The sequence below is a fragment of the Achromobacter sp. genome, from assembly GCF_057314935.1.
Window position 1 is genome coordinate 1 of the sequence record NZ_DBHKZA010000091.1, and the last position, 11,800, is coordinate 11,800.

General features: G+C 66.1%; 13 protein-coding genes. All 13 read left to right on the forward strand.

The features are described from left to right. The coding region (locus ACO6D5_RS25330) for an ABC transporter substrate-binding protein (RefSeq protein ID WP_485826897.1) at positions 1 to 735 on the forward strand (735 nt) is incomplete at its 5' end. A gap of 24 nt (positions 736 to 759) precedes the next feature. After that, positions 760 to 1,635 carry a branched-chain amino acid ABC transporter permease gene (locus ACO6D5_RS25335; RefSeq protein WP_485826898.1) on the forward strand — a complete coding sequence of 292 codons (876 nt, stop codon included), beginning with the start codon at positions 760 to 762 and terminating at the stop codon, positions 1,633 to 1,635. 4 nt (positions 1,636 to 1,639) lie between these two features. Next, positions 1,640 to 2,539 (forward strand): branched-chain amino acid ABC transporter permease, encoded by a 900-nt coding sequence (locus ACO6D5_RS25340; protein ID WP_006223392.1) that lies wholly within the window; start codon positions 1,640 to 1,642, stop codon positions 2,537 to 2,539. Further along, complete coding sequence (locus ACO6D5_RS25345) at positions 2,536 to 3,297, forward strand: ABC transporter ATP-binding protein (RefSeq protein ID WP_006223391.1); 762 nt, start codon at positions 2,536 to 2,538, stop codon at positions 3,295 to 3,297. Before ACO6D5_RS25340 ends, ACO6D5_RS25345 begins: the two co-directional genes overlap by 4 nt. Next, complete coding sequence (locus ACO6D5_RS25350) at positions 3,294 to 4,025, forward strand: ABC transporter ATP-binding protein (protein WP_315845927.1); 732 nt, start codon at positions 3,294 to 3,296, stop codon at positions 4,023 to 4,025. The genes ACO6D5_RS25345 and ACO6D5_RS25350 overlap by 4 nt, the downstream gene beginning before the upstream one ends. Before the next feature lie 51 nt (positions 4,026 to 4,076). Further along, positions 4,077 to 5,429, forward strand: coding sequence for an amidase (locus ACO6D5_RS25355; protein WP_485826899.1), 1,353 nt, complete (start codon positions 4,077 to 4,079; stop codon positions 5,427 to 5,429). Positions 5,430 to 5,628: 199 nt separating this feature from the next. After that, positions 5,629 to 6,369 (forward strand): IclR family transcriptional regulator, encoded by a 741-nt coding sequence (locus tag ACO6D5_RS25360; protein ID WP_485826905.1) that lies wholly within the window; start codon positions 5,629 to 5,631, stop codon positions 6,367 to 6,369. Between the two features lie 122 nt (positions 6,370 to 6,491). Then, entirely contained in the window at positions 6,492 to 7,235 is a 744-nt protein-coding gene (locus ACO6D5_RS25365) for a transporter substrate-binding domain-containing protein (RefSeq protein ID WP_315845929.1), read from the forward strand. Further along, positions 7,232 to 7,900 (forward strand): ABC transporter permease subunit, encoded by a 669-nt coding sequence (locus ACO6D5_RS25370; RefSeq protein ID WP_315845930.1) that lies wholly within the window; start codon positions 7,232 to 7,234, stop codon positions 7,898 to 7,900. The genes ACO6D5_RS25365 and ACO6D5_RS25370 overlap by 4 nt, the downstream gene beginning before the upstream one ends. Further along, a complete protein-coding gene (locus tag ACO6D5_RS25375; RefSeq protein ID WP_315845931.1) occupies positions 7,897 to 8,685 on the forward strand; it encodes an ATP-binding cassette domain-containing protein in 789 nt (262 codons plus the stop codon). The genes ACO6D5_RS25370 and ACO6D5_RS25375 overlap by 4 nt, the downstream gene beginning before the upstream one ends. Further along, positions 8,682 to 9,629, forward strand: a complete 948-nt coding sequence (hutG, locus tag ACO6D5_RS25380) for a formimidoylglutamase (protein WP_485826900.1) — start codon at positions 8,682 to 8,684, stop codon at positions 9,627 to 9,629. The genes ACO6D5_RS25375 and hutG overlap by 4 nt, the downstream gene beginning before the upstream one ends. A gap of 276 nt (positions 9,630 to 9,905) precedes the next feature. Continuing rightward, positions 9,906 to 11,195, forward strand: a complete 1,290-nt coding sequence (locus tag ACO6D5_RS25385) for a Glu/Leu/Phe/Val dehydrogenase dimerization domain-containing protein (RefSeq protein ID WP_315845933.1) — start codon at positions 9,906 to 9,908, stop codon at positions 11,193 to 11,195. Positions 11,196 to 11,300: 105 nt separating this feature from the next. Beyond that, positions 11,301 to 11,780, forward strand: a complete 480-nt coding sequence (locus tag ACO6D5_RS25390; RefSeq protein WP_485826901.1) for a thioesterase family protein — start codon at positions 11,301 to 11,303, stop codon at positions 11,778 to 11,780. Positions 11,781 to 11,800: the final 20 nt, after the last annotated feature.

Consider the following 11,800-nt stretch of genomic DNA (forward strand, 5'->3'; position numbering starts at 1 on the left):
CGCCAGCGCGGCTTCAAGCGGCCGGCGGTGATGGCGTTCAACAATTCCACCTTCGTCGGGCAGGCAAATTATTTCCGGGACGCCTGGCGGGAGAAGGGCGGCGACGTCAGCGCGTTCACCGTCTACGAGCCGAACCAGACCACCTACCGCACCGAACTGAACAAGGTGCTGGCGTCCAAGCCCGATGTGATTTCACTGAGCGCCTATCGGCCCGACGCCACCATCATCCTCAAGGAATGGTTCCAGACCGGCCAGGACTGCAAGTTCATCATGCCGGGCTGGACCGCCAATGAAGACCTGGTCAAGGCATTGGGCAAAGAGGCGACCGAGGGCATCATTTCGATCTCGAATGTGGCCGCGCACGAACATGCGGCTTACAAGCGCTTTGCCGCCGAGTTCCGCAAGCGCACCCAGCGCGAGCCGGACATCTTCGCGTCCCAGTCCTATGACATGGTGATCACGCTGGCGCTAGCCATCGAGGCCGCAGGCGCCACGGCGGACGTGGCGGCCATCAACGGCAAGATCCGTGCGGTAACGGCGGAAGGCGGCGGCGAGAAAGTCAGCGGTTTCGCGCAGGGGCAGGCCTTGTTACGCGCCGGCAAGCCGGTGGACTACGACGGCGCCTCATCGCGTCTGGACTTCGGCAAGCAGGGCGAGACCGTGCCCGATTTCGGCGTGTTCGACATCCGTGACGGCAAGCTGGTGCTTAACGAAGTCATCGCCGGCAAGGTCTGACGGCCAATCCAAGGGGAACATAAGATGGATGCAATCACCGTCATCAACGCCGGGATCAACGGCGTTGTGATCGGGATGCTGCTGGCGTTGCCGGCATTGGCGATTACGCTGGTGTTCGGCATTGCCCGCTTTCCCAACGCCGCCAGCGGCGACTACATGACGCTAGGGGCCTATGCGGCCGTTTTCACCCAGGCGCTAGCCGGCGGATCCCTGCTGGCGGGCGGCGTGGCCGCTGTCGTGGCGACGACCGCCGTCAGCCTTTTCTTCTATGCCTGGGTGTTCCGGCCACTGGAGTCCCGATCGAACGTGTCGCGCCTGATCGCCTCGATCGGCGTCGCGTTCGCCTTGCGCAGCACAATCACGTTTTTTGCCGGGCAAGACCAATACACCTTCGATCTTCCGCTGACGCGGGCGTGGAACTTCGGGGGCGTGCGCATTCTGCCGACCGACCTCTACATCGTGGGCATCGCGGTGGGAGCGCTGGCGCTGGTCTTCGCCCTGATGCACATGACGCCGACGGGCCGGCGCATGCGGGCGGTGGCCGACAACCCCGAACTGGCGGCGGCCAGCGGCATCCGCGGGCGGCGCGTCATGGTCACGCTGTGGAGCATTGCCGGGTCCTACTGCGGCCTGGGCGGCGTGCTGCTGGGCATCAAGGCGGTGGTGATTCCCGAGCTGGGCTGGGAACTGCTGATGCCCATGTTCGCGGCGGTGATCCTGGGCGGCATCGGCAATCCCTTGGGCGCCATTGCCGGGATCATGGTGTTCAGCATTGCGCAGGAAGTCGCCAGCCTGGTGGTGGGGCCGGCCTACAAGATCGTCTTCGCGTTCGCGGTGCTGCTGTGCGTGCTGCTGCTGCGTCCCCAGGGTATTTTCGGCCGGCCGATGGCGGCGAGGTGACATCATGGAAGCCTATCTGATTGCAATCGCCATCGGTATCCTGATCTACATGCTGCTGGCCTTCGGCCTGTCGCTGCATTACGGGTTTACCGGACTGATCAACTTCGGCCACGTCGGTTTCTTCGCCATCGGCGCGTATACATCAGCGCTGTTGTCGCTGAAAGGCGTGCCCGTGCCCGTATCCATGGCGGCGGCCGCCGCGTTCGCCGCGCTGGCGGCCTATCCGCTGGGCATGATCGCGTTGCGGCTGGGCAGCGACTACCTGGCCATCGTGACCTTGGGGTTCTCGGAATCCGTACGCATGGTCTTGCAGACCGAGGAGTGGCTGACGCGCGGCATGCATGGCCTGCCCGGCATCCCGCGCCTGTTCGCCGGCTGGGCATCGCCGCAGACCGTGGACCTGTGGATCATGCTGTTGCTGCTGGCGGTCAACGCCGGCGCGCTGCTGCTGATCCATCTGGTGATTCGCAGCCCCTTCGGCCGCGTCATCGAGGCGGTGCGCGACAACGAGGTCGCCGTGCGCGCGCTCGGCAAGGACCCGGCCAAGTTCAAGACCCGCTCGCTGATGCTGGGCGCGGGCCTTGCGGGGCTGGCCGGCGCGTTCCAGGCGCATTACCTCACCTTCATCAGCCCCGAGCAGTTCGTGCCGCTGATCACGTTCTACATCTGGATCGCCATCATTCTGGGCGGTGTCGGCCGGCTGAGCGGCGTCGTGGCCGGCACCGTGCTGCTGGTCGGCTTCCTGGAAGGGTCGCGCTTCGTGCGCGACTTCGTCGGGGGCATTTCCGAAGTGCAGATGGCCAGCGTGCGCATCGGCATCATCGGCATCGCGCTCATCTGCGTGGTGCTGTATCGGCCGCAGGGCCTGTTCGGCAACACCTCGACTCGCAGGAGAAAGGCATGACGCTGCTTTCTATCAAAGGGCTGAGCGCCAGCTTCGGCGGCTTCAAGGCGCTGGACGACGTATCGGTGGAAGTCCGCAAGGGCGAACTGGTCGGGGTGATCGGCACCAACGGCGCGGGCAAGAGCACGCTGTTCTCGGTCGTCACGGGGTACATCCCGCCAACGTCCGGATGCGTGCGTTTCGCGGACGAGGACATCACCGGCGTGGCCGTGCATCAACGCGTGCGCCGCGGACTGGCGCGCACGTTCCAGGTGCCGCGCGAATTCAGCCAATTGACCGTCTTTGACAACATGATGGCGGCAGCGCCCGACCAGCGCGGCGAAAAGTTGGCGGCCTTGGTCTTTGCGCGCCGCGAGGTAGCCCGTGAAGAGGCCCGCAACGCCGAGCGCGTGCATGAGCTGCTGGCGTTCCTGAACCTGTCGCGGGTGGCGGACGAGCCGGCCGGCAAGCTGTCGGGCGGGCAGAAGAAGCTGCTGGAGCTCGGCCGGCTGCTGATGCTGGAGCCGCGTTGCATCCTGCTGGACGAACCGTTCGCGGGCGTCAATCCGGTGCTGATCGAAGAGCTGTCGGCGCGCATCGTGGAACTGAACCAGCGCGGGCTGACGGTGGCGATCATCGAGCACAACCTGGACGAGCTGGCGCGGATCGTGCCGCGCATGTACGTGATGGACCGGGGGCGGGTGATCGCCGAAGGCGCGCCTGACGGCGTGCTGGCCAACGAACGGGTGCGCGAAGCCTACATGGGAGGGGTGATATGAGTCTGCTCGTCATGCAAGGCCTGTCCGGCGGTTATGCCGAAGTGGACATCGTCAGCGGGATCGACATGACGGTGGCCGCCAACGAGATCGTCACCATCGCCGGTACCAACGGCGCGGGCAAGTCCACGCTGGTCAAGGCGGTGATGGGGCTTTTGCCGCGCATCGCGGGGACGATGGCGTTCGACGGCCGGGACCTGCTGGCGCTGCCCGTCGAAGAGCGGGTGCGCATCGGCATCTCGTACGTGCCCCAGGTGCGCAACGTGTTCGGGGCGTTGACCGTGCTGGAGAATCTGCAGGTGGTCGAGCACGTGCAGGGGCGCGAGCAGCGCATCCGGGACATGTTCGACCTGTTCCCGGCGCTTGCGGGACGCCGCAAGACGCATGCCGAGAACCTGTCCGGCGGCGAACGCCAGCAACTGGCGTTCGCCCGGGCGCTGATGTCGTCGCCCCGCCTGATGGTGCTGGACGAGCCGTCGGCCGCCTTGTCGCCGGCACTGACCGAGCAGGTGTTCGCCGAGGTGCGCCGTTTGCCGCAGATCGGCGTGGCCGTGCTGATGGTGGAGCAGCGTGCCCGCCAGGCGTTGGCCTTCAGCGACCGGGGATACATCCTGGACTCGGGCCGGATCGTCCTGACCGACACCGGGCAGGCGCTGCTGGCCAATCAGCACATGAGCGACCTGTACATCGGGCGGGGCGGCCATTCGTCCAACGCCCGCCCGGCGGCCTGAGGCGGCAACGTCCTCGCCCGCACCTCTTCATCGACATTCTGGAGCCGTATCTTGCCTGCTACCGACACGATTGACCGCCCGGCGTCCCCCGTGAGCCGCCCCGCGCCCAGCGCTACCGCTGCCTTGACCGCCACAGAGGGGCTGGCGGCGCTAGCGCAGGGCCGGCTGACCTGCGAGGCCTGGGCCCGGGCCTGCCTGGACCGGATCGAGGAACGCAACGCCGGCGTCAAGGCCTGGGTGCAGGTCGATGCCGACGGCGCGCTGGCGCGCGCGCGGCAATGGGACCGCCATGGCCGGCGCCAACTGCTGGATGGGGTGCCGTTGGGCATCAAGGACACGATCGATACCGCCGACATGCCCACGGAACTGGGCGACCCCGAAATTTTTCCCGGGCGCCAGCCCGATCGGGACGCGCCGGTCGTGACGCAGGCCCACGCGCTGGGCTTTAACGTGTTGGGCAAGAACACGGTGTCGCGGCACGCCATCATGCTGCCTGGACCCGCTCGCAACCCGCATGACCTGAGCCGCACGCCCGCCGCGTCGTCCGCGGGCTCGGCTGCCGCGGTCGCCGACTTCATGGCGCCGCTTTCCATTGGCACGCAGACCGCCGGGTCCATCCTTCGGCCATCCGCCTTTTGCGGCGCGGTAGGGTTCAAGCCCACGCTGGATGCGATCCCCTACGTGGGCATCCGGCGTTATTCGCGCGTCCTGGACGTGATCGGCCCTATCTCCCGAAGCGTGGACGACTCGGCGCTTTTCATGCGCGCGTTCACGCGCGACCCGCGATACGATCCCGGCTTGCCCGTGCGCCGGGACTTCCGGGCAGGCGTGTGGCGGCCCAAGGACTGGGCTGACACCGACCCCTGCATGCGCGAGAGCTTCGAGGCGAACTTGCGCGCCTTGTCCGCCGCCGGCGTGACGGTGACGGAACTGGCCATGCCGGCGGCGTTCGACACGATGGGCGAGGCCCAGGACGTGATCATGGCCTACGATCTGGCGCGCGAGTACGCGGCGCTAAAGCGTGACCATGCGGCGTTGTGCGATCCGGGGTTGATCGAATACCTGACGATGGGCGAGGGGCTGTCGGCCGCCGATTACGCGGGCGCGCTGGACGCGGCCGACGCCTGCCGCCGCGCCTTCTACGACGCGGCGCGCGGCGTCGATGCCGTGGTCATGCCGTCCACGCTGGGCGAAGCGCCGCCCGCCAGCAGCACCGGCAGCTCGGCGTTCATCCGGATCTGGTCGTTGCTGCACAACCCGTCTATCACGTTGCCGGTGGCCCGCGGGCCCAACGGCCTGCCGCTGGGTTTCCAGATGGTGGGCTTCGTCAAGGAAGACGCACGGCTGCTGTACTGGGCCCGTTGCGCCGAACGCATCCTGGGATCGACCGCTCACCAGACCTGAAGCGCTATTCAAGTACCGCAGCGGGTATCAGTCCGAAGCGGTTCGCCGGCAATTTCGGACTGTTTGGCGCCTTTTGGCGCCTTTTTTTTGCCCATGCATTCGGGGTTTTCCCTGTTATTTCTCAATATTCGGGAATCAAAAGCAAGCATATAGCCGAAAATTGATAATCTGAGCGCTGATTGCTTGGAGCTATATCTTGATGTCGGATCCCTCGGTAGGGGCAGGCGCTGACCGCGTCCTATATGTGTTGGCCACCTTGGCCCGACACGACGGCACGCTGACGATCGCGGCGCTGGCCGAGAAGACCGGCCTGGCCCAAAGCACACTGTACCGGCAGGTGGCGTTGCTCAAACGCTGGGGATTCGTGGCCGAGCACGAAGGCGAATACGGGCCGGGACCGCTGTGCGTCCAACTGGCCTGGGGCTTTGACCAGTCGTCCTTCCTGATCCACGAGGCGCAACCCGACATGGCCGCGCTGGCCGCGGCGTCCGGTGAAACCATCGGCTTGCTGGTGGCCGTCAAAGACCAGGCCGTCTGTCTGGACATGGTGGAAAGCCAGCACCCGCTGCGCTGTTCCTTCACCAAGGGCAGGGGCTTGCCGCTGGCGCGCGGCGCCTCCGCGAAATCCCTGCTGGCCTTCATGCCCCAGGCCCGCTTGCAGGCCGCGCTGGCCTATCTGGCCGCCGAAGCCGGTGTGGACGCGTCCCGTCTGGCAGACGAGCTGGAATCGATCCGGGCCCAAGGCTATGCCGTGACCGACAGCGAAGTCGACGCCGGCGTGTGGGGCGTCAGCGTGCCGATCTTCCAGCGCCCCAACCAGGCCGTGGCCTCCATCACGTTGATGGCGCCGTCCACGCGCGCGGCCCAGCGTCCCCAGGCGTTGATCGACCTGACCGTCGGCGCAGCCCGGCGCATTTCCGACCGCTTGAAGGTGCACTGACCCGCCGTGTTCCGGCTTGCCCGCCAGATTGAATTCCACGCTGTACCGCAGCGACCGCCGTACCCATCAGCCGTACTCATCCGCCGTACTCATCGCCGTACCCCTTTCCCATAGGACTGACCATGATCACTCGCCGCACATTGCTGACCGCCGCCCTGACGCTGGGCCTGGCCTGGAGCGCCGGCCCCGCGCACGCCCAGGAAACCATCCGCGCCGTCACTGACGCGACCTTCCCGCCGATGGAGTTCGTCAAAGACGGCAAGCGCACCGGTTTCGACATCGAGCTGGTCGAAGCGCTGGCAGGCGCGATGGGCAAGAAAGTCGAATGGATCGACATCGACTTCAAGGGCCTGATCCCCGCCCTGCAGGCCGGCCGCGCCGACATTGCCGTGTCCGCCATCTACATCACGCCCGAGCGCAGCAAGGTCGTGGACTTCACTGATCCCTATTACGCGGGCGGGCTGGTGGTGCTGACCAAGACGGACAGCCCCATCAAGACGCTCAAGGACCTGGACGGCCGCAAGGTGTCGGTGCAGGTCGGCACGAAGTCGGTCAACTACCTGAAGGACCACTTCCCGGCCGTGCAGCGCGTGGAGGTCGAGAAGAACCAGGAGATGTTCAACCTGGTGCAGATCGGCCGTGCCGACGCCGCCGTGACGGGCAAGCCCGCCGCCAAGCTGTTCGCGCAAAGCACGACGGGCCTGACGGTGCTGAACGACCAGGTGACCACCGAGGACTACGGCATCGCCGTGCCCAAGAACAAGCCTGAACTGACGCGCGAGCTGAACGCGGCGCTGCAGAAGCTGAAGAGCGACGGCAGCTATCAGGCCATCGTGACCAAGTGGTTCGAGGCGCCCGCGAAATGAACCTGGATTTTTCTCCCGTCTTCGCCGACTTCGACGCGCTTTTGCGCGGCGCGGTGGTCACCGTCGAGGTGACCGCCGGCGCCTTGCTGCTGGGTTGCGTCATCGGCCTGCTGGTCGGCGTCGGCCGGCTCAACCCGCAGCGGCGCATCATCTATCACCTGTGCAGCACGTACCTGCTGTTCTTTCGCGGCACGCCTTTGCTGGTGCAGCTGTTCATCTGGTTCTTCGGCCTGCCGCAGTTCGGCGTGACGCTGCCGGCGTTCGCCTGCGGCGTGCTGGGCCTGGGCATGTACTCCGGCGCCTACGTGTCGGAAATCGTGCGGGGCGCGATCCAGTCGGTCGACCGCGGCCAGACCGAAGCGGCGCGTTCGTTGGGCATGTCGTCCGGCCAGGCCATGCGCATCATCATCCTGCCGCAGGCCGTGGTGCGCATGATCCCGCCGCTGGGCAACGAGTTCATCGCGCTGATCAAGAATTCCGCGCTGGTGTCGTTGTTGACCATTCACGATCTGATGCATGAAGGGCAGAAGATCATCAGCGTGTCGTATCGCTCGCTGGAAACCTATCTGGTGGTGGCATTGATCTATCTGGTCCTGACGACCGCCGCCATGGTGATTTTGCGCAAGGTGGAACAACGCCTGCGCGCCGGGGGGATGGTGCAATGAACCAGTTCGGCAATCCGCAGGAAATGATCCGCATCCGTGGCCTGCACAAGTCTTACGGCGACCACGCCGTGCTGCGGGGCATCGATTTCGACGTGCTGCCTTCGCAGGTGGTGGTCGTGATCGGGCCCAGCGGTTCGGGCAAAAGCACCTTGTTGCGCTGCTGCAATGGGTTGGAAGTGGCGCAAGCCGGCACCGTGGACATCTGCGGCCAGACCTTGCTGGACCACGGCCGGCTGCTGCCGGAGGCGCAACTGAACCAACTGCGCATGCAAGTCGGCATGGTGTTCCAGGGTTTCAACCTGTTTCCCCACTTGTCGGTCCTGGAGAACGTGACGGTCGGTCCGCGCAAGTTGCGCGGAATGGGCCGGGACGAGGCCAATGCGCTGGCCGAAGACCTGCTGCGCAAAGTGGGCCTGTCGCAGAAGACGGCGGCCATGCCCGCCAGCCTGTCGGGCGGGCAGAAGCAGCGCGTGGCCATCGCCCGGGCGCTGGCCATGCAGCCCAAGGTGATGCTGTTCGACGAACCGACGTCGGCGCTGGACCCTGAACTGGTGGGTGAAGTGCTGCAGGTGATGAAGCTGCTGGCCCGCGAGGGCATGACGATGATGGTCGTGACCCACGAAATGGGCTTCGCGCGCGACGTGGCAGATGTCGTGGCCGTGATGGATGGCGGGGTGATCCTGGAGTCCGGTCCGCCGGAGGTGATCTTCAGCCAGCCGCGCGAGCCGCGGACCCGGGAATTCCTTCAGGCCGTGCTGAGTGCAGGGCAGGGGGCGGCGGCATGACTTCTCCGCAATTGGATAAAAGCCTGTGGAAGGCGCGTGACGACAGCGCCGAGCAAGGCGATACGCGCCGACTGGCGCATATCGTCGAGGCCGCCGCCGGGCAGGTCGAAAAAGGCGAGCCGGTGCTGCTGGGCTTTGCCTGCGACGCCGGAGTGGCGCGCAACCAGGGCCGCACCGGCGCGGCCGAAGGCCCGGCCGGCATCCGCAAGTTCCTGGCAGGTCTGCCCGCGCATGGCTTGACGCGCTTGCTGGACGCGGGCGACGTGGCCTGCGTGGGCGATCAGCTGGAAGATGCCCAGGAGCGCCTGGGCCTGCGCGTGGCGGAATTGCTGGGGCAGGGCGCCCGCCCGCTGGTGCTGGGCGGCGGCCATGAGATCGCCTGGGGCAGCTTCCAGGGCCTGGCGCGGTGGCTGGAGGCCCGCGGCGATACGGACCCCGTGCTGGTGCTGAATCTGGACGCGCACTTTGACTTGCGCACTGGGCGTCCGGGCAGCTCGGGCACGCCGTTCGACCAGATCACCCGCTACTGCGAAGCGCGCGGCCAGGCGCTGCAATACGCCTGCCTGGGCGTGTCGCGGCTGGCCAATACGCCTGCGCTGTACGCCCGGGCGGCAGAGGTTGGCGCGGTCTGGGTCGAAGACCACGACATGCAGGAACGCCACCTGGAAGCCCGCCTGGCCAACGTGGACGCCTTGCTGGCGCGCGCGCGCCATGTGTACCTGACGATCGACCTGGACGTGCTGCCCGCCGCGGTCATGCCCGGGGTGTCGGCGCCGGCGCCTTATGGCGTGCCGATGTCCGTGATCGAGGAACTCGTGCTGCGGGTCAAGGCCAGCGGCAAGCTCCGGCTGGCGGACATGGCCGAGTACAGTCCGCGTTTCGACGTGGACGGGCACGGCGCCCGGGCGGCAGCCCGGTTGGCGTGGCAACTGCTGTCGGCCTGACGGCGGGCGCGGTCGGCAAGGGGGCGGCTTCCTTCATGGAGGCCGCCCCTTTTTTCATCGCCTTGCGGGCGGCTTCGCACGGCGGCGAGGGCCGGCCTGGCAGGCTGGACGCTTCCGGGTTGGGGGCTTAGGATAGGGGCAGCTTCAAGACCGGGCTTGTGACCCGTACGGTATCCGCCACAATAATGTGTCCCTATTTAATATATTTTTATTTTAAATGGGGACGCTATTATTTTCGCGGATAAAATGGCGCAACTTTGTCAGGAGATCATGCTCATGTCTCAAACGCCCACCCATGCCTTGCCGTCTTATCTGAATGCCGATGACCTCGGCCCCTGGGGTAATTACCTGCAACAAGTCGACCGGGTCACCCCGTACCTTGGCACGCTGAGCCGGTGGGTCGAGACGCTGAAGCGCCCGAAGCGCGCGCTGATCGTCGATGTGCCGATCGAACTGGACAATGGCACGATCGCCCACTTCGAGGGCTATCGCGTGCAGCACAACGTGTCGCGCGGCCCGGGCAAGGGCGGCGTGCGTTTCCATCAAGACGTGACCCTGTCCGAAGTGATGGCGCTGGCCGCGTGGATGTCGGTCAAGAACGCGGCGGTGAACCTGCCCTACGGTGGCGCCAAGGGCGGCATCCGTGTCGATCCGCGCAACCTGTCGCAATCCGAACTCGAGCGCATGACGCGCCGCTACACCAGCGAAATCGGTGTGATCGTGGGTCCGTCCAAAGACATCCCGGCGCCTGACGTAGGCACCAACGCCCAGACCATGGCCTGGATGATGGACACCTATTCCATGAACGAAGGCGCGACCGCCACCGGTGTGGTTACCGGCAAGCCGATCGCGCTGGGCGGCAGCCTGGGCCGTGTCGAAGCGACCGGCCGCGGCGTGTTCGTCGTGGCGTGCGAAGCCGCGCGCGACCTGAACATCGACGTCTCGAAGGCCCGCGTGGTCGTGCAGGGCTTCGGCAACGTGGGCGGCACCGCCGCCCGCCTGTTCCATGAAGCCGGCGCCAAGGTCATTGCCGCGCAGGACCATACCGGCACGGTGCACAATCCCGAAGGGCTGGACGTCCACAAGCTGCTGTCGCACGTGTCGCAACACGGCGGCGTGGGTGGCTTCTCGGGCGGCCAAGCCTTCGACAAGGACGAATTCTGGACGCTGGAAACCGAATTCCTGATCCCGGCGGCCCTGGAAAGCCAGATCACCGCCCAGAACGCGCCCAAGGTGCGCGCCAAGGTCGTGGTGGAAGGCGCCAACGGCCCGACCACGCCGGAAGCGGACGACATCCTGGCTGAACACGGCGTGTACGTGGTGCCGGACGTGCTGGCCAACGCCGGTGGCGTGACGGTGTCCTATTTTGAATGGGTGCAGGATTTCTCCAGCTTCTTCTGGAGCGAAGAAGAGATCAACCAGCGCCTGGAACGCATCATGCGCGAAGCCTACGGCTCCGTGTCGCAAGTGGCCAAGGAGCACAAGGTCACGTTGCGCACCGCCGCGTTCATCGTGGCTTGCACCCGGATCCTGCAAGCGCGCCAAGTGCGCGGCCTGTATCCTTGATGACTGAATCGGCGAGGCGTTCTTGAACGACTCGCCGAGGAGGTAGAGGGAGACAAAAACAGAAATCGCCCCGAAAGGGGCGATTTCCATTTCAGGAGATACCCAATGACGCAAAGCTTGCCGTCCACGACGCTGGCCGTGGATCCCGCCTGGATCGACGCGTACGGCCATCTGAACGCCGCCCACTATGTCGGCATCTTCGACCGGGTGGGATTCGAACTGCTCAGCCAGGTCGGCGTCGGGCTGGACTACACCGAGGCGACGCGCTGCGGCATCTATACGATGAACGTGCACGTGGCCTACCTGCGCGAAGTGCTGGAGGGGGATCCCCTCGCGCTGCAGGTGCGCTTGCTTGCGTCCGACGACAAGCGGCTGCTGTGCCTGATGGAGCTGACGCAGACGCGCGACGGCTACCTGGCCGCCACCATGGAGCAGCTGTCGTTGCATGTCGACCTGAACACGCGGCGCGCCACGCCGTTTCCGGACGCGCTGTCGGCGCGGCTGGCGCGCACGGTGGCCGAACACGCCCGGCATCCGCTGCCCAAAGGCTATCGGCGGCTGCTGCCGCTGCAGGGGGCTCGCTGAGCGTTGCGTACCGGTACGGG